This is a genomic window from Nocardia sp. NPDC058497, assembly GCF_042720195.1.
Lineage (GTDB): Bacteria > Actinomycetota > Actinomycetes > Mycobacteriales > Mycobacteriaceae > Nocardia.
The window spans coordinates 1-20767 of record NZ_JBHXMY010000037.1 but is presented as its reverse complement, the minus strand read 5'-3'; the positions used below and the strand labels follow the sequence as shown (position 1 = coordinate 20767).

Here is a 20767-nt window from a genome sequence, read left to right as displayed (position 1 = left end):
CGTCCGGCGCGCGTCGGCGCCGGTCGCACCTGCGATGTTTGCTGAACGTTGTCGGAACCGCGGGTTGCCGACCCGCGCGGGTTGCCCGAACACGCGATAACCCCGAATCTCGGTGATAGCTGGCATGACCTGCGGAATTGTGTTGGCGGGGAGCAGGATCACCCGGGGTTTCGATTGAAAGTGGGGGAAAGTGGGGTAATGTGGGTCGCGCACTACAGGAGAGGCCGTACGGCGAGGTGATCCAGTAGGGAGGTGGCCGAGATGTTTCTCGGTACCTACACCCCCCGATTGGACGACAAAGGGCGACTGACGTTGCCTGCGAAGTTCCGAGACGATCTGGCGGGAGGGTTGATGGTCACGAAAGGTCAAGACCACAGCCTGGCCGTGTATCCGAAAGACGAGTTCACCGCGCTCGCGCGGCGGGCCGCGGCAGCGTCTCGAAGCAACCCGCAGGCAAGGGCTTTCGTCCGAGCGCTGGCGGCGGGCACCGACGAGCAACGTCCGGATGCACAGGGCCGGATCACGCTGTCGCCGGACCATCGACGCTATGCGAACCTCACGCGAGATTGCGTGGTGATCGGTTCCGTCGACTTCCTCGAGATATGGGACAAGCAGGCGTGGGAGTCCTACCTCGCCGAGCACGAGGAGGACTACGCGCAAGCCAGAGACGAGTCGCTGGGCGGGATCTTCTAGCCCGGAGCACGCGAGTGCTGCGAGGCCTCTGCCCGGGCGTGGACCCTGACGTACTTCCCCGACGCCAGGTGCCGCGCCTCGGTCAGAGACCTCGACGCATTCGCCGGTTCCATCGCAAGGGCGATGGAGCAGCTTCATTCAGACCGCAATCTCATTCGAAAAGCACTGTGTGGCAAGGCGACCCGTCTGCGACGCGAGGCAGTATCCCGGGAGGTCGAGGTGAACCATGACACCGAGAACCCCCGTCATGTGCCGGTCCTGCTCCACCGAGCCGACGAACTGCTCGGCCCCGCGCTGAGCGAACCGGGCGCGGTCTACATCGACGCGACCCTCGGCCTGGGCGGGCACGCCGAACATTTCCTGCGCACCTATCCGAACGCGCACCTGGTCGGGCTCGACCGCGACACCACCGCGCTGAAACTGGCAGGCGAGCGGCTCGCGCCCTACGCCGACCGGATCACCCTCGTGCACACCCGCTACGACGGGATCGCCGACGCGCTGAGCGAGGCCGGGCTACCCGAGATCGGGTCCGTGTCAGCGATTCTGATGGACCTCGGGGTGTCGTCGATGCAGCTCGACGAGGCCGACCGCGGCTTCGCCTACTCCGTCGACGCCCCGCTGGACATGCGGATGGATCCGACCACCGGCCCGACCGCCGCCGACGTGCTCAACACCTACAGCCACGGCGACCTGGCCCGGGTGCTGAAAACCTATGGCGACGAACGGTTCGCGGGCAAGATCGCCTCCGAGGTGCTGCGCAGGCGCGCGGTCAAGCCGTTCACCACCAGCGCCGAGCTGGTCGAGCTGCTCTACGACACCATCCCGGCCGCGGCGCGGCGCACCGGTGGTCATCCGGCCAAGCGCACGTTCCAGGCGCTGCGGGTGGAGGTCAACGGCGAGCTCGATTCGCTGCGCGCGGCGCTGCCCGCGGCCCTGGATTCGCTGCGCGTCGGCGGGCGGATCTGCGTCATGTCGTACCAGTCGCTGGAGGACAGACTGGTCAAGCAGGAGTTCGCGCCACGCATCGTGTCCAGATCGCCGATGGACCTGCCGGTCGAATTGCCCGGCATGGGACCGGAATTCCGGATGCTGACCCGGGGTGCGGAGAAGGCGACCGAGTCCGAGATCGAGGTCAACCCGCGATCCGCGCCGGTGCGGATGCGCGCGGCCGAACGGATCGCGGAGAGGTCAGGGAGGACACAGGAGGGGACACGATGAGCGTGCGGACGAGCACCGTCGCCGTGCCGGGGCGCACGGCCCGTCGCGTCGAGGCGGCCGAACGGGTGAAATCCGGTGCCGCACAGCGGGCCTACGCGCGCAAGCGCACCAGGGAGCAACTGCTCGACGGCATCGAGCTGCCTGAACGGGCATCCACGATGGCCGGGCGGATCCCGTTCGTCACCGCGATCATCGGACTGCTCGGCTGCGGCCTCGCCCTCACCCTCTTGCTGACCACCCGCGCCGCCGAGGACAGCTACCAGCTCGGCGACGCCAGGGCGGTCAATCGCAAGCTCGCCGACGAGCGGGCCGCGCTGCAGCGCGAGGTCGCCGCCGCGGACTCCGCCCCCGAATTGGCCGCACGTGCCAGGGAACTGGGCATGATCCCCGCCAAGGATCCGGCCCGCTTGGTGCTCGGTCCCGGCGGTGAGGTCACCGTCATCGGCACGCCGACGCCCGCGCAGGGCGCGCCCGCGCCGCCGCTGAACAGCCCGCCGACCACGACGCCGAGCGGTCCGCCGCCTGGACACGTGCAGGCACAGGGGGAGCGGGTGGTTCCGGTGCAGCCGGGCGCCACGCTCGCGAGTCCGGCCACGCCCAGCGGTGCGCCGGGGAATACCCTTGCCACGCCCGCCGGCCAAGGTGGTGCACCCGCATCCGGTCCCGCCGCCGGCGCTTCGGCGCAGGAGCCCGCAGTCTCGCCCCAGCCCGCGGTGGCACCGGCGCCCGCGCCGCTCGCCCCCGCTCCTGTCGAAGCGGTAGCGCCCGGTCAGGCCGCGGGTCAACCTCCGGCGCCGATCGCTCCCGCGGACGGCCAAGCGCCGGTGGACGGTCAAGCTCCGGCTCCGATGGCCCCCGCGGCCGGTCGTGCGCCGGTGGACGGCCAGGCGCCCGCACCGGCGGCCCCCGCGCCGGTGATCGTGCCCGACCGGGTCGACATCACCGCCCCCGTGGAGCAGAGTGCGCCACCGGCGCAGGCCGACACGCCGCCGCCCGCACCGGGTGTCGCGGCCGGACTACCGAGCCCAGCGGCCCGCCCACCGAGCGAGGCGCCGCAGATCGTCGCTCCGGAGGGCGGTCGATGAGGCAGCGGGGGCCCGCGTCGCCACGGCGACGCGGGCCGGTCTCGTCGAGGGCCCGCCGTTCGGGCTCGCTCTCGCCGGACCGGCCGATCCGGTTGCGCCTCGGCATCGGCCGGGTCACCCTGCTGGCCACGCTGGCGGTGGTGGCGTTGCAGCTGCTCTACATCCAGAGCATCGCCGCGCCCGCGCTCTCGGCGCAGGCCGCGTCGCAGCGCACCACCAAGGAGACCGAGGCCGCCGTGCGCGGCCCGATCACCGACCGCAACGGCAAACGGCTCGCCTTCACGATCACCGCGAAAGCGCTGACCTTCCAGCCGGTCCGGGTGCGTCAGCAGCTGGCCGACGCCAAGAAGGCCAAGTCGAGCGCGCCCGATCCGGAGCAGCGGCTGAAGGACATCGCGAAGTTCGTCCACGACAAGCTCGGTGCGGCAGCGCCCAAGGAAGAAGAGCTGCTGGACAAACTGCGCAGCGACAAGACCTTCACCTACCTCGCGCGCAATGTCGATCCGCGGGTGGCCTCGGAGATCGTCGCCAAGTACCCGGAGGTCGGCCAGGAACGCCAGGACCTGCGGGAATACCCCGGTGGGGCGCTGGCGGCCAATGTGGTCGGCGCGACCGGCTGGGACGGGCACGGCCAGATCGGCCTGGAATCCGCGCTGGACTCGGTCCTCGCGGGCACCGACGGTTCGCGCACCTACGACCGCGGCTCCGACGGGGCGGTGATCCCGGGCAGCTATCGCGACCAGCAGCCCGCGGTCAACGGCTACGGCGTGGAGCTGACGCTCGACGAGGACATGCAGTACTTCGTCCAGCAGCAGGTGCAGCAGGCCAAACAACTGTCCGGCGCGTCCTCGGCCTCGGCGGTGGTGCTCGACGCCAAGACCGGTCAGGTGCTGGCCATGGCCAACGACAACACCTTCAATCCCGCACTGGGACCCCAGCATTGGGCGTCGGCGAACATGAGCAACCCCTCGGTCTCCGAACCGTTCGAGCCCGGCTCGGTGAACAAGATCGTCACCGCCGCGGCCGCCATCGAATACGGCCTGACCACCCCCGACGAGGTGCTGCAGGTGCCCGGCTCGATCCGGATGTCGGGCGTCACCGTCAATGACGCGTGGCAGCACGGCACCGCACCGTACACGACCACCGGTATCTTCGGAAAGTCCTCCAATGTGGGCACTCTCATGCTCGCCCAGCGGGTGGGTGAGGACCGCTTCGCCGACATGCTCGACCGCTTCGGCCTCGGCAAGCGCACCGGGATCGGCCTGCCGGGTGAGAGCCCCGGCCAGGTGCCGGCGCGTGACCAGTGGTCCGGCGGCACCTTCGCGAACCTGCCCATCGGCCAGGGTCTTTCGATGACGACGCTGCAGATGACCGCCATGTACCAGGCCATCGCCAACGACGGCCTGCGCATTCCGCCGCGCATCGTCAAGGCCAGGATCGCCCCCGACGGCACCCGCACCGAGGAACTGCAGCCCGACGGCGTGCGCGTGGTGAGCCCGCAGACCGCGAGCACGCTGCGCACCATCTTCCAGGCGACGGTGCAGAAGGACCCGATGGGCTACCAGATGGGCACGGGCGTGCAGGCCGCGATCGAGGGCTACCAGGTGGCGGGCAAGACCGGCACCGCGCAGAAGGTGGACCCGGGTTGCCGGTGCTATTCGACCTCGTCGTTCTACATCACCTTCGCCGGGATGGCGCCCGCCGACAACCCCCGCTACGTGATCGGCATGATGCTCGACGCGCCGGTCCGCAGCTCCGACGGCACCGGTGGCGGGTCGGCCGCGCCGCTGTTCCACACCCTCGCCTCCTGGGCGTTGCAGCGCGACCGGGTGCCACCCTCGCCGGAGCCCAAGCGGCTGGTGCTGGAGGCCGGGCTCTAACTCTTCGCCTTGGCACAACCCGCGTTGTCCGTCCGACACCGCGCGTCGGTAACCTGACTGCTCGTCTCGCCCACGCGCTCGATCACTCTCAGAGAGGAGCCTTGTGCCCGCGCAGTCCAGCCCGCACGCGCTCCGGCCGAACACGCCGCCGTCGACGTCGCTGCAGGCCCTGCTGGACCTCACCGGCGCCACGGTGGCGACTCCGGTGACCACCGAAACGATCGTCACCGGCATCGAGCAACGGTCCAACGCCGTGCGCTCCGGTGACCTGTTCGCCGCCCTGCCCGGCGCCAACTCCCACGGCGCGCGGTTCGCCGCCGACGCGATCGCCCGTGGCGCGGTAGCGGTGTTCACCGACGCCGCGGGCGCCGCGCTGATCGGCGAGGTCGCCGTGCCCGTCCTGGTGCGCGAACAGCCGCGCGCCGTGCTCGGTGAGCTCTCCGCCGAGATCTACGGCCACCCGAGCGACCGGCTGCGCATCGTCGGCATCACCGGCACCTCCGGCAAGACCACGACCTCGTACCTGGTGGAAGCCGGGCTCGCCGCGGCGGGCCTGTCGACCGGGCTGATCGGCACCATCGAGACCCGCATCGGCGGCGGGCGGGTGCCCAGCGCGCTCACCACGCCAGAGGCGCCGCAGCTGCACGCGATGTTCGCGGCGATGGTCGAACAGGGCGTGCAGGCGGTGGTGATGGAGGTGTCCAGCCACGCGCTGGCGCTGGGCCGGGTCGACGGCGTGCGGTTCGCGGTCGGCGCGTTCACCAACCTGTCCCAGGACCACCTCGACTTCCACGCCGACTTCGAGGACTACTTCGCCGCGAAACGCAAACTCTTCGAAGCGGATTCGCCGATCGCCGCGCGCACCGCGGTGATCTGCGTCGACGACGAGTGGGGCACCCGCCTCGCCGGTGATCTGACCGCGCCGATCACGATCTCGACCGTCGGCGCTGTACCCGATGGCGCCGCGACCGAGAGCCCTGCGTGGTCACGCTCCGCTACCTCCTCCGGGCCCACCGATCGCGGCGCAGCCACCTGGCGGGTCGCCGGTGACGTGCAGGCCACCGGTGGCGCGCAGGAGTTCACCGCGGCCGGACCCGACGGCGAGCTCACCGTGCGGCTGCGCCTGCCCGGCCGCTACAACGTCGCCAACGCGCTGCTCGCCGTCGCGACCTGCGCGGCCGCCGGTGTCGATCCGGCCGTCGCCGCGCCCGCGCTGGCCACCGTCGACGTGCCGGGCCGGATGCAGCGGGTCGAGCGCGGCCAGGACTTCCTCGCCGTCGTCGACTACGCGCACAAGCCCGCCGCGGTCGAATCGGTCGTGGCCACCCTGCGCGGTCACCTCACCGAGGCCGGGCACGGCAGGCTGGCCGTCGTCGTCGGTGCCGGTGGCGACCGGGACGCGGCCAAGCGCCCGCTGATGGGCGCGGCCGCCGCACGCGGCGCCGACCTGCTGATCGTCACCGACGACAATCCCCGCACCGAGGATCCCGCGGCCATCAGAGCCGCCGTGGTGGCCGGTGCGCACGAACTCCCGGCCACCGACCGCGGCGAGATCCGCGAGATCGGTGACCGCGCGGCGGCCATCGCCGCGGCCATCGCCTGGGCGCGTTCCGGCGACGTGGTGCTCATCGCGGGCAAGGGCCACGAGGCGGGTCAGGAGATCCAGGGCGTCAAGCATCCCTTCGACGACCGCGAGGTGGTCGCGGCGGCGCTGGAAACCCTGCAGACACGACACAGTCCGCAGACGGACTCGGAGGACTTGACGGTTTCATGATCGAGATGACACTGCGGGAGATCGCGGACGTCGTCGGCGGCGAGCTGCACGACGTACCCGACCCTCAGGCACTGGTGACCGGTTCGGTCGAATTCGATTCGCGCCGAATCGGTTCCGGCGATCTGTTCCTCGCGCTGCCGGGCGCCAACTCCGACGGACACGACTACGCCGCCGCCGCGGTCGCCGCGGGCGCGGTCGCCGTGCTGGCGGCCCGGCCGGTCGGCGTGCCCGCGATCGTCGTCGCGCCCGACCGCGGCTCGGTGCCCGCGACCTCGGTCGCGCTGAGCCACGACGACGACGGCTCCGGCGCCGCCGTGCTGGCGGCACTGGCCGAGCTGGCCAGGGCGAGCACACAGCGGCTGGCCGAGCGCACCGGGCTCACCGTCGTCGGCGTCACCGGGTCCTCCGGCAAGACCTCGACCAAGGACCTGCTGGCCGCCGTGCTGGCGCCGCTGGGCCCGGTCGTCGCCCCGCCGGGATCGTTCAACAACGAACTCGGGCACCCGTGGACCGCGTTGCGCGCGGGCCTGGACACCAAGTTCCTCGCGCTAGAGCTCTCGGCTCGCGGCCCCGGCCACATCGCGGCACTGGCCCGCATCGCGCCGCCGCGCATCGGCGTCGTGCTCAATGTCGGCACCGCGCACCTGGGCGAGTTCGGCAGCCGCGAGGCGATCGCCCAAACCAAGGGCGAGCTGGTCGAGGCGCTGCCCGCCGACGGGCTGGCCGTGCTCAACGCCGACGACCCGAATGTCGCCGCCATGGCGCCGCGGACCAAGGCCCGCGTGGTGAAGGTCGGCCTGTCTGGTGACGCCGACGTGCGCGCCACCGATGTGGTCACCGACGAGCAGGCCCGCGCCAGGTTCACCCTGCACGCGGGCGGGCAGTCCGTGCCGGTGCGGCTGGCCGTGCACGGCGAGCACCACGTCGGCAACGCGCTGGCCGCGGCCGCCGTCGCGCTGGAATGTGGCGCCGACCTGGCGACGATCGCGCAGGCGCTGGCAGGTGCGGGCGCTGCTTCGGCGCGCCGGATGGACGTGCGGACCACCGCCGACGGCGTCACCGTCATCAACGACTCCTACAACGCCAATCCCGATTCGGTGCGTGCCGCGCTCAAAGCGCTGGTCACCCTGGCCAAGGCGGGCGACGAGTCGCGCCGAAGCTGGGCCGTGCTCGGTGAGATGGGTGAACTCGGGGACGACTCGGTGATCGAACACGACGCGATCGGACGGCTGGCGGTACGCCTGGATGTCGACCGGCTGATCGTGGTCGGCACCGGACGGCCATCCCGGGGAATGCACCAGGGTGCGGTGATGGAAGGCTCATGGGGCGAGGAGTCGGTCCTCGTACCCGATATCGACGCGGCGATCGCGCTGCTCGACGACGAGATCGCCGCAGGCGATGTGGTACTGGTCAAGGCGTCGAAGGCGGTCGGCCTCTGGGCCGTCGCCGAGCACCTGACCGGGGCAGGGGAAGGTAACACGTGACTACAGCGGCCATCGGCCTTACGACGGAGCCGAGCGTCAGCGAGGCGCAGTCGTGAGGCAGATTTTGTTCGCGGCGGGGATCGCACTGGCGGTGTCGATCCTGTTGACGCCGTTGCTGATCCGGGTCTTCGCAAGACAGGGCTTCGGCCAGGAGATCCGGGTCGACGGCCCGGCCAGCCACCAGGCCAAGCGCGGCACCCCGACCATGGGTGGCGTCGCCATCCTGATCGGCATGTGGGCCGGTTACCTCGGCTCGCACCTGATCGGCATCGGCTACGACGCCGAGGGCCCGACGGCCTCGGGCATGCTCGTGCTCGGGCTCACCACCGCGCTGGGCGTGGTCGGTTTCCTCGACGACTTCATCAAGCTGCGCAAACAGCGCAACCTCGGCCTCTCGGCGGCGGGCAAGTACATCGGCCAGATCGGTGCCGCCGTCATCTTCGCCGTGCTGGTGCTGCAGTTCCGCGGCGAGAGCGGGCTCACCCCGGGCAGCAAGCACATCTCCTATGTGCGCGACATCTCGACGGTGTCGCTGGGCGCGATCGTGTTCGTCATCCTGGTGTGCCTGCTCGTGGTCGCCTGGTCCAACGCGGTCAACCTGACCGACGGCCTGGACGGTCTGGCCGCCGGTTCGATGAGCCTGGTGCTCGGCGCCTACGTGATCATCACGTTCTGGCAGTACCGCAACGCGTGCTCCACCGCGCCCGAGGCGGGCTGCTACAACGTGCGCGATCCGCTCGACCTGGCGCTGGTGTGTGCCGCCGCGGCCGCCGCGTGCATCGGCTTCCTGTGGTGGAACGCCGCGCCCGCCAAGATCTTCATGGGTGACACCGGGTCGCTGGCGCTGGGCGGCATGCTCGCCGGGCTGTCCATCACCACCCGCACCGAGCTGCTGATGGTCGTCATCGGCGCGCTGTTCGTCGCCGAGGCGGCGTCGGTAGTGTTGCAGGTGGCGGTGTACCGCACCACCCGCAACCGGTTGTTCAAGATGGCGCCGTTCCATCACCACTTCGAATTGAGCAAGTGGGCCGAAACCACGGTGATCATCAGATTCTGGATCCTGGCAGGCATCGCCGCCGCCGTGGGTCTCGGGCTGTTCTACAGCGAATATCTCTCGCAGGTCGGGTGAGGACGAACATGGTCGAACACTCTCCCCGTGCCCTCCGCTCGCCGGGCCCGATGCTCGAATTCCTGCGTGGCCGTGACGTTCTCGTCGCGGGCTGGGGCGTCTCCGGGCGCTCGCTGATCGAACCGCTGCGCGATATCGGCGCGCACCCGGTGGTCACCGACTCCGGTGCCAAGGCGCTGGCCGAGGCCGCCGAACTGGGTCTGGAGGTCGCCACCAGCGTCGAGCTGGAACGCGCCGACCTGAGCCGGTTCGCGCTGGTCATCACCAGCCCGGGCTGGCGGCCGGACTCGCCGGTGCTGGTCTCCGCCGTCACCGAGGGCATCCCGGTCTGGGGTGACGTCGAATTCGCCTGGTGGGTCGATCAGGCCAGGATCTACGGTCCGGTCCGCAAGTGGCTGGTGATCACCGGCACCAACGGCAAGACCACCACCACCCAGATGACGCACTCGATCCTGCGCGCCGCCGGCATCGCCAGCGTGGCCTGCGGCAATATCGGCCTGCCCATCCTGGACGCGCTGCGCCGCAACCCGGGTCCGCAGGTGCTCGCCGTCGAGCTGTCCTCGTTCCAGCTGCACTGGGCGCCGTCGGTGCGCCCGGAGGCGGGCGTGGTGCTCAATGTCGCCGAGGACCACCTGGACTGGCACGGCGGCCTCGACGCCTACGCCGCCGCCAAGGCCCGCGCGCTGACCGGCCGGGTCGGCGTCGTCGGCCTCGACGATCCGGTCGCGGCGTCGCTGGCCCGCAAGGCCAAGGCCCGGCGCACGGTCGGCTTCCGGATCGGCGTGCCCGCCGACGGCGAACTGGGCGTGGTCGACGGCAAGCTGCTCGACCGCGCGTTCACCAAGGCCGCCATCCTCGCCGAGACCTCCGACATCAGCCCGCAGGGCCCGGCGGGCATCGCCGATGCCCTCGCCGCCTCCGCGCTGACCAGGGCGATCGACGTGGCGCCGCAGTTCGTCAAGGAGGGCCTCGCCGAGCACAAGGTGGGCCCGCACCGCACCGCGTTCGTGCGCGAACTGGGCGGTGTCGAGTTCATCGACGACTCCAAGGCCACCAACCCGCACGCCGCGCGCGCCGCGATCATGGCGTACCCGCACGTGGTGTGGGTGGCGGGCGGTCTGCTCAAGGGCGCGAGCGTCGACGACCTCATCGAGGAAGTGGGCGACCGGCTGGTCGGCGCGGTCCTGTTCGGGGCCGACGCGCCGGTGATCGCCGCCGCATTGGCGCGACACGCACCCGAAGTCCCGGTCATCGAGCTGGATGCGGGAGACGATGCAGACATGGAGTCGTCGAGATCCCAGCGTGCCGAGGCGGTCATGGGCCGCGCGGTCCGCGCCGCGGCGGGCCTGGCCCGCGCCGGAGACACCGTGTTGCTCGCCCCCGCGGGTGCCTCCCTGGACATGTACGACGACTACACCCACCGCGGACGCTGCTTCGTGGACGCGGTGACGGCACTGGAAGATGGTGACATCGGGCGGGCCCTATGACAGAGACGCGGCGAACGGGTTGGGCGGGGGAGCGCTTCGGCGCCTGGTTGGCCCGTCCGCTCGCGTCCTTTCACCTGATCGTCACCATCGCGACCCTGCTGACCGTGCTCGGTCTGGTCATGGTGCTGTCGGCGTCGAGCGTCGAGGCCTATGCCGGTGGCGGGTCGGCCTACTCGCTGTTCATCCAGCAGGCCATGTTCGCCGCGCTGGGCGCCGTCGCGTTCTATATCGCGCTGCGGCTGCCGCTGCGGTTACTGCGGCAGTGGTCGTTCCCGCTCTTCAGCATCTCGGTGCTCGCGCTGGTGCTGGTGCTGATCCCCGGCATCGGCGCCGTGCACGGTGGCGCCCGGCGCTGGTTCGACATCGGCCCGCTGTCCATCCAGCCGTCCGAGGTCGTCAAGGTGACGCTGGTGGTGTGGGGTGCGCATCTGCTCGCCTCCCGGCGCGGCGCCCACCTCAAGGACATCCTGGTGCCGCTGGTGCCCGCCGGGCTGCTGGTGTGTCTGCTGGTGGTGCTCGAACCGAACCTGTCGACGACGATCGCGCTGGGCATCGTGCTGATGGCGCTGCTGTGGTTCGGTGGGCTGCCGGTGCGGTTGTTCGTCGGGATCATGGTCAGCGGGGTGGTCGTCGCGTCGGTGCTGGCGCTGTCGGCCGGCTACCGCTCCGACCGGGTGCGCGCGTTCTTCAACCCCGGTGACGACCCGCAGGGCGTCAACTATCAGGCGCGCCAAGCCAAGTACTCCCTCGCCGACGGTGGCATCCTGGGCCGCGGGCTCGGGCAGAGCCGCGCCAAGTGGAGCTACCTGCCCAATTCGCACAACGACTTCATCTTCGCCATCATCGGCGAGGAACTCGGTTTCCTCGGCTGTATGGCGGTGCTGGCGCTGCTGGCGATGTTCGTCTACGCCGGGATCCGGATCGCGCTGCGCTCGGTCGACCCGTTCCTGCGCCTGCTCACCGCCACCGCCACCACCTGGATCACCGCGCAGGCGCTGATCAATATCGGCTATGTCGTCGGGCTGCTCCCGGTGACCGGATTGCAGCTGCCGCTGGTGTCGGCGGGTGGATCGTCGCTGGCGATCACGCTGTTCATGTTCGGCATCATCGCCAGCGCCGCCCGGCACGAACCGGAAGCGGTGTCGGCGTTGCAGGCCGGGCAGGACGGCAGGCTCAGCCGGTTGCTGCGCCTGCCGATCCCCGAGGTGTACACCCCGGCCAGGGCCGATGCACCGCGCAAGTCCGCCGCGCGCGGCAAAGCCGAACGTCCACGCCAGGCGCCCCGCCGTCAGCCGCCCGCCGAGCGCAGGCGACGTACGCCGCAGAGCCGCGGCACCAATTCGCTACGGTCGACCAGAGCATGGGAACCGACCTATCCGATGCCACACGCGAAAGAACGAGGTAGATCCAGGTGAGTCACCCGCGCACCGGGTTGTCGGTGATCGTCGCAGGCGGCGGCACGGCCGGCCATATCGAACCCGCGCTGGCCGTCGCCGACGCGCTGCGCAAGCTCGACGATTCGATCCGGGTGACCGCGCTGGGCACCGAGCGCGGTCTCGAGACCAAGCTCGTCCCCGAACGCGGGTACCCGCTCGAGCTGATCCCGCCGGTGCCGTTGCCCCGCAAGCCGTCGGCCGACCTGCTGCGCCTGCCCGGCCGGGTGCGCGCCTCGGTGAAGCGGACCAGGGCCGTCATCGACGAGGTCGAGGCCGACGTGATCATCGGCTTCGGCGGTTACGTCGCCCTGCCCGCCTACCTCGCGGCGCGCGGCGGACTGTTCGGTCGCAAGCGCGCCGTTCCGGTCGTGGTGCACGAGGCCAATGCCAAGGCGGGTATCGCGAACAAGGTCGGCGCCAAGCTGGCCGCGAAGGTGCTTGCCGCCGTTCCCGATTCGGGGCTGGCGAACGCGCAGGTCGTCGGGATCCCGGTGCGCGACTCCATCACCGGGCTCGACCGTCCGGCGTTGCGTGCGCAAGCCCGCGCCCACTTCGGCCTGCCCGCCGAGGGCCCGGTCCTGCTGGTGTTCGGTGGTTCGCAGGGCGCGCGCAGCCTCAACGAGGCCGTCTCCGGCGCCGCGCCGCAGCTGGCCGCCGCCGGGATCTCGGTGCTGCACGCGCACGGACCCAAGAACAGCGTGGAGGTGAGCACCGCCGATGCGGACGCGCCCTACGTCGCGGTGCCGTACCTGTCCCGGATGGACCTGGCCTACGCCGCCGCCGACGCGGTGGTGTGCCGCTCCGGCGCGATGACCGTGGCCGAGGTGTCCGCGGTCGGGCTGCCCGCGTTCTACGTGCCGCTGCCGCACGGCAACGGCGAGCAGGAGTTCAATGCCAGGCCCGTGGTCGCGCAGGGAGGTGGCAGAATTGTCGCCGACGCCGACCTGACCCCGAAATACGTGATCGATGAGGTGATTCCGCTGCTGCTCGACCCCGCTCGACTCGCCGAGATGAGCCGCGCCGCCGCAGGCGCAGGCCATCGCGACGCTGCCGACACGGTGGCCAGGATCGTCACCGAGGTCGCCCGATGACCGGGATCAGCGAGGACGCCGGGACCGGCCTGCCGCCCGAGCTCGAGCGGGTGCACATGGTCGGCATCGGCGGCGCGGGCATGTCCGGCATCGCCCGGATTCTGCTGTCGCGCGGTGGCGCGGTGTCCGGGTCCGATGCCCGCGAGAGCCGCGGCGTGCTGTCGCTGCGGGCGCGCGGCGCGCAGGTCCGCATCGGCCACGACGCCGACGCGCTCGACCTGCTGCCCGGCGGCCCGACGGTCGTCGTCACCACCTACGCCGCCATCCCGAAGACCAATCCCGAACTGGTCGAGGCGAATCGGCGCCACATCCCGGTGCTGCTGCGCCCGACCGTGCTCGCCGCGCTGATGCGCGGGCACAAGACGCTGCTGGTCTCGGGCACCCACGGCAAGACCTCGACTACCTCGATGCTGATCGTGTCGCTGCAGCACTGCGGCGCCGATCCGTCGTTCGCGGTCGGTGGTGAGCTCAACGAGGCGGGCACCAACGCCCACCACGGCAGCGGCGACATCTTCGTGGCCGAGGCCGACGAGTCCGACGGCTCACTGCTGCAATACGACCCGGACGTCGCCGTGGTCACCAATATCGAGTCCGATCACCTGGACTTCTTCGGCACCGACGAGGCCTACATCCAGGTGTTCGACGACTTCGCCGACCGGCTCGCCCCCGGCGGCCTGCTGGTCGTGTGCCTCGACGATCCCGGCTCGCTGGCCCTGGCCCGTCGCGTCGCGCCCCGGCTGGCCGAGCGCGGCGTCGAGGTCCTCGGCTACGGCTCCGGCGACCTGACCGACGCCCCGGTGACGGTCGGCGCGCGGCTGATCGACTGGCAGCCACGCGATGTCGGCGGCATCGTCGAATTCCAGCTGGCGGGCGAGACCACCCCGCGCACGGTGCGGCTGTCGGTGCCGGGCAGGCACATGGCGCTCAACGCGCTGGCCGCGCTGCTGGCCGCCAGGGCCACCGGCGCCGATGTCGACGAGATCGTGCAGGGGCTGGAAGGTTTCGGCGGCGTGCACCGCCGGTTCCAGTTCACCGGCCGGGAGAACGGCGTGCGCGTCTTCGACGACTACGCCCACCATCCCACCGAGGTGCGCGCCGTGCTCGAGGCCGCGGCCCAGCTCGTCGCCCAGGAGGCGCGTGACGGCGCCCGCACCCGGCGCGGTCAGGTGATCGTGGTGTTCCAGCCGCATCTGTACAGCCGCACCGCCACTTTCGCCACCGAGTTCGGCACCGCGCTGAGCCTGGCCGACGAGGTGGTCGTACTCGATGTCTACGGCGCCCGCGAGGAGCCGCTGCCCGGTGTCAACGGCGCGCTGGTGGCCCAGGCGGTGACCAGTCCCGTGCATTACCAACCGGATATGTCGAAGGTGGGCAGGCAGGTCGCCGCGCTGGCCCAGCCCGGCGACGTGGTGATCACCATGGGCGCCGGCGATGTGACCATGCTCGGCAGCCAGATCCTCGACGGCCTGCGGGCGCGGCCCCAACAGGGCGGCCGGTGAGATTGCCGATGCCCGCCGCGCGCGGGTGGCACGGCTACCGGATCTGGACGGTGGTCGGTCTCCTCGTGGTGACGGTGCTCGCCGTCCTGGCCTGGTTCACGCCCGTGCTGTCGGTGCGCACCGTGCGTGTCGACGGTTTATCGGCGGTGTCGCAGGCGGAGGTCCGCGGGCGGCTCGAAATCCCGGACGGCCGTTCGATGTTGCGCATCGATACCACTGCGATCGCCCAGCGGGTCGCCGCGATCCCGAAGGTGCGCTCGGTCCGGGTACAGCGCACATTCCCGTCCACCGTGCTGGTGACTGTGGTGGAACGAACACCGGTGCTGTACATCGAATCACCGGACGGCGCGCACCTGATCGACGCCGAGAGTGTCGAATTCGCGATCGAGCCCGCGTCACCGATCGGGGTACCCGAGTTGATCACCGAGGGCTCCTTCATGGGGCCCGCGGCGGCCAAGGCTGCTGTGGATGTGCTGGTCACGCTGCCGCCCGCGCTGTCGGTGCAGGTGGGTGAGGTTGTCGCACGGTCGATTTCGGACGTCTCACTGAACCTTCGCGACGGTAGGAAGGTAGTGTGGGGCGGCACGGGCGACGGTGAGCGCAAAGCTGCCGTCGTGTTGCCGCTGCTGACCCGTGAGGGGACCGTGTTCGACGTGTCGAGTCCGAATCTGGTCACGGTAAAGTGAGCGACACTCTTTGTGGCACAAGATTCTGGCTCTCGTCTCGGCGCGCCTGCGCCGGGATCGCAGTGGCTGCGAATAGCGTTCCGCAGCAGTCGGATACTTGACATAACGCCAACCCTATGGTTGAGGTTGAGGGTTTAAGATCGAAGGAAGGCGAGAGCCCATGACGCCCCCGCACAACTACCTTGCGGTGATCAAGGTCGTCGGTATCGGCGGCGGCGGCGTGAACGCCGTCAACCGAATGATCGAACAGGGACTCAAGGGAGTCGAGTTCATCGCGGTCAATACCGACGCCCAAGCCCTGCTGATGAGCGATGCCGACGTCAAACTCGATGTCGGTCGCGAGCTGACTCGCGGCCTCGGCGCAGGCGCCGACCCGGAAGTCGGCCGTAAGGCCGCCGAAGACCACAAGGACGAGATCGAAGAAGTGCTCAAGGGCGCCGACATGGTCTTCGTCACCGCCGGCGAGGGTGGTGGCACCGGTACCGGTGGCGCGCCCGTCGTCGCGAGCATCGCCCGCAAGCTGGGCGCGCTGACCATAGGTGTCGTGACCCGGCCGTTCTCCTTCGAGGGCAAACGGCGTGGGAACCAGGCCGAGGTGGGGATCAACCTGCTTCGCGAGTCGTGCGACACCCTCATCGTCATTCCGAACGACCGGCTGCTGCAGCTGGGCGACGCGGCGGTGAGCCTGATGGACGCCTTCCGCTCCGCGGATGAGGTGCTGCTCAACGGTGTTCAGGGCATCACCGACCTGATCACCACGCCCGGTCTGATCAATGTCGACTTCGCCGACGTCAAGAGCGTCATGTCGGGCGCCGGCTCGGCACTGATGGGCATCGGCTCGGCGCGCGGCGAGGGCCGATCGGTGAAAGCGGCCGAGACGGCGATCAATTCACCGCTGCTCGAGGCGTCGATGGACGGCGCGCACGGCGTGCTGCTCTCCATCGCGGGCGGCTCCGATCTCGGTCTGTTCGAGATCAACGAGGCGGCCTCGCTGGTGCAGGAGGCGGCCCACATCGAGGCCAACATCATCTTCGGTACCGTCATCGACGATTCGCTCGGCGACGAGGTGCGCGTGACCGTGATCGCGGCGGGCTTCGACGGTGGCGGACCGTCGCGGCGGGCGTTCGAGACCAACGTCAGCACCCCGCGCAACGGGACCAACCCGATCGGTTCCGGCCGGGCGGGCGAGGTCGGCCAGGCCCGTAGCGAGGCGCCCGCGCGCGCCACCGAACCCGCCACCAGCGGGGTGTCGACCGGCCGCACCAGCGCGCCGAGCTACCGGGACACCGAGCGGTACCGGGAATCCGAGCGTCAGCGGGTCACCGAGCGGGCGATGAACCAGGTGAACAATCCCGATCAGCGTGACGACGGCGACGATGACGACGACATCGAAGTGCCGATCTTCATGCGTCGATAGACAGCACAACGACAAGCGCCCGTACTCCGCGGGGCGGTTTCTAGGGGTCGTCGCAACACCGCTGGTGTTAGACGGTCAGTAGATCACGCAAACGCTCGGCTGGGTTATCCCAGTCGAGCGTTTTGCGTGGACGCCCGTTGAGTTCCTGGGCGACGTGTTCGAGATCGGCAGGACCGAACACCGACAGGTCAGTGCCCTTCGGGAAATATTGGCGCAGTAACCCGTTGGTGTTCTCGTTCGTGCCGCGCTGCCAGGGCGAGTGCGGGTCACAGAAGTAGACCGCCATATCGGTGGCCATGGAGAACTGCTTATGACGGGCCATCTCGCAACCTTGGTCCCAGGTCAACGACCCCCGCAGATGCCCGGGCAGGGTCGAGATCGTGGCGATCAACGCGTCGCGGACGGTTTCGGCGTCATGCCCGCCGGGCAAGTGGACCAGCATCGTGTACCTGGTCGAGCGTTCGACCAAGGTCCCGATCGCGGAGGAGTTGCCCGCGCCCATGATCAGGTCACCTTCCCAATGTCCGGGCACTGCCCGGTCGGCGACCTCGGCCGGACGGTCACTGATCATTACCATGTCATCGACGAACCGCGGAGTCCGCTGATTGGGTGCGCGCTGCGGTCTGCGGCGAGCCCGCCCCGTTCGAAGCGCTTGGGCCACTTCACGTTTCAAACCGCCACGAGCCTGGAAATACAGTGCCTGGTAGATCGTTTCGTGGCTCACCCGCATGCTTTCGTCGTCGGGAAAGTCTTTGCGGAGCCGGGCAGCGATCTGCTCCGGCGAGAACCGTTGCGCCAGCTTGTCGGCGACCTCGGCCCGCAAAGCCTGGTTGCTCACCAGTTTGGACTGCTTGGGTCGTGCTCGCGCCGCCGAGGCGACCTGATGCGCACGGTAGGGCAGATATCGGCCCTGCACGCGGTGCGCGCGGACCTCTCTCGACACCGTCGATTTGTGCTTGCCGATCCCGGCCGCGATCGCCGTCAACGACAAGTTCACCGCCAGCCCGTCAGCGATGGCGACCCGGTCGGTTTGCGACAGGTACCGGGCATCGATCGCGGCGGGTTCGGCGGTCGTGTTCACAATCACCGGTTGTATGTAGCGGGTACCGGTGCTCGAGTCCACCACGGTGCCATCGGCGTAAACCCGCTTACGGCCTGTCCGGCGGACACCGGCACGCCAGTCCTGACCGGTGCGCACGTTGACTCCGACCTCACGCGCGGCCCACGAGGTCGACTTACCCGAGCTGATCAGCTCGAGGAATCGCTGTTTGGCCTCGGCTTTCCCGAACACCGTTTTCACCGCTTCGACCAAGCCCGCTTCCACCAGAACCCGACGCGCGACCGAGTGAGAAGCTCCCGCCGATTTCGCGGCCTTGTTCACCGACCCGGTCGCTGTGAACACTGAAACGATCAACGCTGGGTCCGGTGCCGGCCGACGAGCCCGCGTCACGCCCACACCCCGCCCGAGGGCCCGCAGGATCGCATAGGCGCGCGGTCGCGTGATCCCCAGCGACTCGGCCGCTTCCTTCACCGAGACCCCGGCATCGACCAACCCTACGAGCTGGTCACCGAAACACTGCACATCCGCCGAAAACGACACGGTCGCCGCAACCTCTCAATCGAGAGTGTTGCGACGACCGCGTGAACCCGCCCGGAGTCCGGGCGCTTCTCGTCTGCGCGGGGGTCAGCTCTTGGCGCTGCCAAGGCAGTAGTGATCGTCGGGTCGTCGATGACCAGCATCGAGTTGGCGTCCTCGCCGTACAGCCTCTCGTTGACTGGGTCAGAGTGAACTCGAAGCGGTGGGCCCATGCGCGGGAGCTGGAAGACGTCACGGGCGCCGCAGGGTGTGACAGTGACCCCTGAAACTACAGCTGGTGCCTCGCGGCAGTCAGCGCGGCCGTACTCACGGTTTCGAACACGAACTCTCCTCTGTCCGTAGTGCTTCGAGCAGAGCCGTCTTGGATTTCCTGACGTTGTGCTGTTGCCGATTCCCGATGCGGACCCACTCGATGCGCTCAGGAAATCATGCCTATGATATCGAACGTATGAGCGAAACGGCGGCCGTGGGGAGCGTGCGGTACACGTACCGACTCCGGCTCTGCGCAACCGGTCGCCGCGCCCTGCATGGTGAGCGGGGCCGCTGCCGGTGGGTGTGGAACGAGTGTGTCGCCAAATCCCAAGCAACGTACCTGCACAACAGAGCGACCGGGGAGCAAAGTACTTGCGGCCCTGCCCAGCTCGGCAAGATGCTGACAGCCGCCCGCGCGGCCGCCCCGACTCTCAACTACACGCTGCGCGGGTTCCGGTTGAAAGAAGGCCGGTGACATCTCGCGGGCGGGATCGTCGTGCGGCCGGTGTGGTCGCGTCGGCTCCCCGCTGAACCGTCCTCGGTCCGGGTCTACCGCGACAATCTGGGCCACTGGTATTGCTCGTTCGTCGTCGCTGCCCAACCGGAGCGGCTACCGGCGACCGGGCGCGCGATCGGAATCGACTGGGGCGTCACCGAAACCGCGACAAAGACCAGCGCACGATCTCCCGCACGCCGAGTTCGGTCGCACGGCGGCGGCGAAACTCGCCCGCTATCAACGGATGACCTGCGAAGGGGCAGCCCGCCAGTCGCGGCTACAAGGTGTCGAAACGGCAGGTCGCGAAGCTGGGGAAGAAGGTCGTCCGACAACGGCAGGACCTGGGCCGAAAATGGGCGAAGAAGGTGACACGAGACTTCGACCACATCGCCGTGGAAGACTTCCGGCCGAAGTTCCTCGCAAGAACCACGATGGCGCGGAAAGCTGCAGACGCCGCGATCGGTGCGACGAAGACGGCGCTGGTGGAGATGAGCCGCAAACACGGCCGCCATGGTGAACTGGTGAACCCTGCTTACACGACGATGGACTGCCGGATGTGTGGTGCGAGAGCCAAGCATCGCCTCCCGCTGTCCGAACGCACCTATCGGTGCGACGACTGCGGGCACATGTCCCCGCGGGATAAGAACTCCGCGTATGTGAAGTTGACCAGGGCTGGTTTCTACCCTACTCAGAAGGCGCGACCCCGGTTGACCGACATCACCATGCGCGGGCAACCCACTCCCTCCCGACCGCACTACCCTCGAAGACATGACTTCCGCACCGCCCACCGTGACCGTCCGCCGGGTGACCACCACCCGCGCCGGTGGCTTCTCCGCCGCCCCGTACGACTCGTTCAACCTGGGCGATCACGTCGGTGACGACCCGGAGGCCGTGCGCCGCAATCGGATTCGGCTGGCCGAGGGCATCGGGCTCACCCCCGACCGGCTGGTGTGGATGGAGCAGGTGCACGGACGCACTGTCGAGATCGTCGACGGACCGCGCGCCGAACCGGTGCCGGTGACCGACGCGCTGGTCACGACCGTGCCGAACCTCGCCCTGGTGGTGCTCACCGCCGACTGCGTGCCGATCCTGCTCTCCGATGACGAGGCGGGCGTCATCGCCGCGGTGCACGCGGGCCGTATCGGCGCCAGGATCGGGATCGTGCCCCGGGTGCTCGAGGCGATGGTCTCGGTCGGCGCGCGTGTCGACCGGATCGGCGCCTTCCTCGGCCCCGCCGCGTCGGGCCGCCAGTACGAAGTCCCCGCCGCGATGCGCGCCGATGTCGAGGCCCACCTGCCCGGCAGCGCCACCACGACGGTCCGCAAAACCCCCGGTCTCGACCTGCGCGCGGGCATCAGCAGGCAGCTCACCGAGGCGGGCGTCGGCGGAATCGCGCTCGACCCGCGCTGCACCATCGAGGACAAGACCCTGTTCAGCCACCGCCGCGGCGCCCCGACCGGCCGCATCGCCGGCGTGATCTGGATGGACACCCCGGCATGAGCGGTCAGCGCCCGGAGCCGGTGGTCGCCGACCAGGACGCCGT

Annotated in this window: 16 protein-coding genes; 15 read left to right on the top strand and 1 reads right to left on the bottom strand. The window is 69.7% G+C overall.

Features of this window, described 5'->3' with window-relative positions:
- Positions 1-261 precede the first annotated feature (261 nt).
- From mraZ to ftsZ, 13 genes are all read left to right on the top strand, one after another.
- Entirely contained in the window at positions 262-693 is a 432-nt protein-coding gene (gene mraZ / locus ACFWPJ_RS04810) for a division/cell wall cluster transcriptional repressor MraZ (protein ID WP_189033740.1), read from the top strand.
- 219 nt (positions 694-912) lie between these two features.
- A complete protein-coding gene (gene rsmH, locus ACFWPJ_RS04805) occupies positions 913-1911 on the top strand; it encodes a 16S rRNA (cytosine(1402)-N(4))-methyltransferase RsmH (RefSeq protein WP_378847221.1) in 999 nt (332 codons plus the stop codon).
- The gene (locus ACFWPJ_RS04800; protein WP_378847218.1) at positions 1908-2996 is read left to right on the top strand and encodes a hypothetical protein; all 1089 of its coding nucleotides are present in this window, start codon (positions 1908-1910) and stop codon (positions 2994-2996) included. The genes rsmH and ACFWPJ_RS04800 overlap by 4 nt, the downstream gene beginning before the upstream one ends.
- Positions 2993-4876, top strand: coding sequence for a peptidoglycan D,D-transpeptidase FtsI family protein (locus ACFWPJ_RS04795; protein WP_378847215.1), 1884 nt, complete (start codon positions 2993-2995; stop codon positions 4874-4876). The genes ACFWPJ_RS04800 and ACFWPJ_RS04795 overlap by 4 nt, the downstream gene beginning before the upstream one ends.
- Positions 4877-4979: 103 nt before the next feature.
- Positions 4980-6650 carry a UDP-N-acetylmuramoyl-L-alanyl-D-glutamate--2,6-diaminopimelate ligase gene (locus tag ACFWPJ_RS04790; RefSeq protein WP_378847213.1) on the top strand — a complete coding sequence of 557 codons (1671 nt, stop codon included), beginning with the start codon at positions 4980-4982 and terminating at the stop codon, positions 6648-6650.
- Complete coding sequence (gene murF, locus ACFWPJ_RS04785; RefSeq protein WP_378847211.1) at positions 6647-8134, top strand: UDP-N-acetylmuramoyl-tripeptide--D-alanyl-D-alanine ligase; 1488 nt, start codon at positions 6647-6649, stop codon at positions 8132-8134. Before ACFWPJ_RS04790 ends, murF begins: the two co-directional genes overlap by 4 nt.
- A gap of 52 nt (positions 8135-8186) precedes the next feature.
- On the top strand, positions 8187-9263 hold the full coding sequence (gene mraY / locus ACFWPJ_RS04780) for a phospho-N-acetylmuramoyl-pentapeptide-transferase (protein ID WP_378847208.1): 1077 nt from the start codon (positions 8187-8189) through the stop codon (positions 9261-9263).
- A gap of 50 nt (positions 9264-9313) precedes the next feature.
- Positions 9314-10750 carry a UDP-N-acetylmuramoyl-L-alanine--D-glutamate ligase gene (gene murD, locus ACFWPJ_RS04775; RefSeq protein WP_378847227.1) on the top strand — a complete coding sequence of 479 codons (1437 nt, stop codon included), beginning with the start codon at positions 9314-9316 and terminating at the stop codon, positions 10748-10750.
- Positions 10747-12165 carry a putative lipid II flippase FtsW gene (gene ftsW, locus ACFWPJ_RS04770; protein WP_378847206.1) on the top strand — a complete coding sequence of 473 codons (1419 nt, stop codon included), beginning with the start codon at positions 10747-10749 and terminating at the stop codon, positions 12163-12165. The genes murD and ftsW overlap by 4 nt, the downstream gene beginning before the upstream one ends.
- Positions 12162-13277, top strand: a complete 1116-nt coding sequence (gene murG / locus ACFWPJ_RS04765) for an undecaprenyldiphospho-muramoylpentapeptide beta-N-acetylglucosaminyltransferase (protein ID WP_378847203.1) — start codon at positions 12162-12164, stop codon at positions 13275-13277. The genes ftsW and murG overlap by 4 nt, the downstream gene beginning before the upstream one ends.
- Entirely contained in the window at positions 13274-14776 is a 1503-nt protein-coding gene (murC, locus tag ACFWPJ_RS04760) for a UDP-N-acetylmuramate--L-alanine ligase (RefSeq protein WP_378847202.1), read from the top strand. Before murG ends, murC begins: the two co-directional genes overlap by 4 nt.
- An 8-nt stretch (positions 14777-14784) precedes the next feature.
- Positions 14785-15462, top strand: coding sequence for a cell division protein FtsQ/DivIB (locus ACFWPJ_RS04755; protein ID WP_378847199.1), 678 nt, complete (start codon positions 14785-14787; stop codon positions 15460-15462).
- Between the two features lie 160 nt (positions 15463-15622).
- Positions 15623-16879 (top strand): cell division protein FtsZ, encoded by a 1257-nt coding sequence (ftsZ, locus tag ACFWPJ_RS04750; RefSeq protein WP_189033696.1) that lies wholly within the window; start codon positions 15623-15625, stop codon positions 16877-16879.
- A 67-nt stretch (positions 16880-16946) separates the two neighbouring features.
- Here the strand turns inward: ftsZ and ACFWPJ_RS04745 are convergent, their stop codons facing one another.
- Complete coding sequence (locus ACFWPJ_RS04745) at positions 16947-17975, bottom strand: IS30 family transposase (protein ID WP_378847224.1); 1029 nt, start codon at positions 17973-17975, stop codon at positions 16947-16949.
- Positions 17976-19655: 1680 nt separating this feature from the next.
- Between ACFWPJ_RS04745 and ACFWPJ_RS04740 the strand changes: the two genes are divergently transcribed.
- Both ACFWPJ_RS04740 and pgeF read left to right on the top strand, forming a co-directional pair.
- Complete coding sequence (locus ACFWPJ_RS04740) at positions 19656-20102, top strand: zinc ribbon domain-containing protein (protein ID WP_378847223.1); 447 nt, start codon at positions 19656-19658, stop codon at positions 20100-20102.
- Entirely contained in the window at positions 19993-20724 is a 732-nt protein-coding gene (gene pgeF / locus ACFWPJ_RS04735; protein ID WP_378847195.1) for a peptidoglycan editing factor PgeF, read from the top strand. The genes ACFWPJ_RS04740 and pgeF overlap by 110 nt, the downstream gene beginning before the upstream one ends.
- Positions 20725-20767: the final 43 nt, after the last annotated feature.

Bases quoted from the DNA above. Each gene is read 5' to 3' on its own strand.
- mraZ (WP_189033740.1), top strand. From the start codon at position 262: ATGTTTCTCGGTACCTACACCCCCCGATTGGACGACAAAGGGCGACTG.
- ACFWPJ_RS04800 (WP_378847218.1), top strand. From the start codon at position 1,908: ATGAGCGTGCGGACGAGCACCGTCGCCGTGCCGGGGCGCACGGCCCGT.
- ACFWPJ_RS04795 (WP_378847215.1), top strand. From the start codon at position 2,993: ATGAGGCAGCGGGGGCCCGCGTCGCCACGGCGACGCGGGCCGGTCTCG.
- murF (WP_378847211.1), top strand. From the start codon at position 6,647: ATGATCGAGATGACACTGCGGGAGATCGCGGACGTCGTCGGCGGCGAG.
- murD (WP_378847227.1), top strand. From the start codon at position 9,314: ATGCTCGAATTCCTGCGTGGCCGTGACGTTCTCGTCGCGGGCTGGGGC.
- ftsW (WP_378847206.1), top strand. From the start codon at position 10,747: ATGACAGAGACGCGGCGAACGGGTTGGGCGGGGGAGCGCTTCGGCGCC.
- murC (WP_378847202.1), top strand. From the start codon at position 13,274: ATGACCGGGATCAGCGAGGACGCCGGGACCGGCCTGCCGCCCGAGCTC.
- ACFWPJ_RS04755 (WP_378847199.1), top strand. From the start codon at position 14,785: ATGCCCGCCGCGCGCGGGTGGCACGGCTACCGGATCTGGACGGTGGTC.
- ftsZ (WP_189033696.1), top strand. From the start codon at position 15,623: ATGACGCCCCCGCACAACTACCTTGCGGTGATCAAGGTCGTCGGTATC.
- ACFWPJ_RS04740 (WP_378847223.1), top strand. From the start codon at position 19,656: ATGGCGCGGAAAGCTGCAGACGCCGCGATCGGTGCGACGAAGACGGCG.
- pgeF (WP_378847195.1), top strand. From the start codon at position 19,993: ATGACTTCCGCACCGCCCACCGTGACCGTCCGCCGGGTGACCACCACC.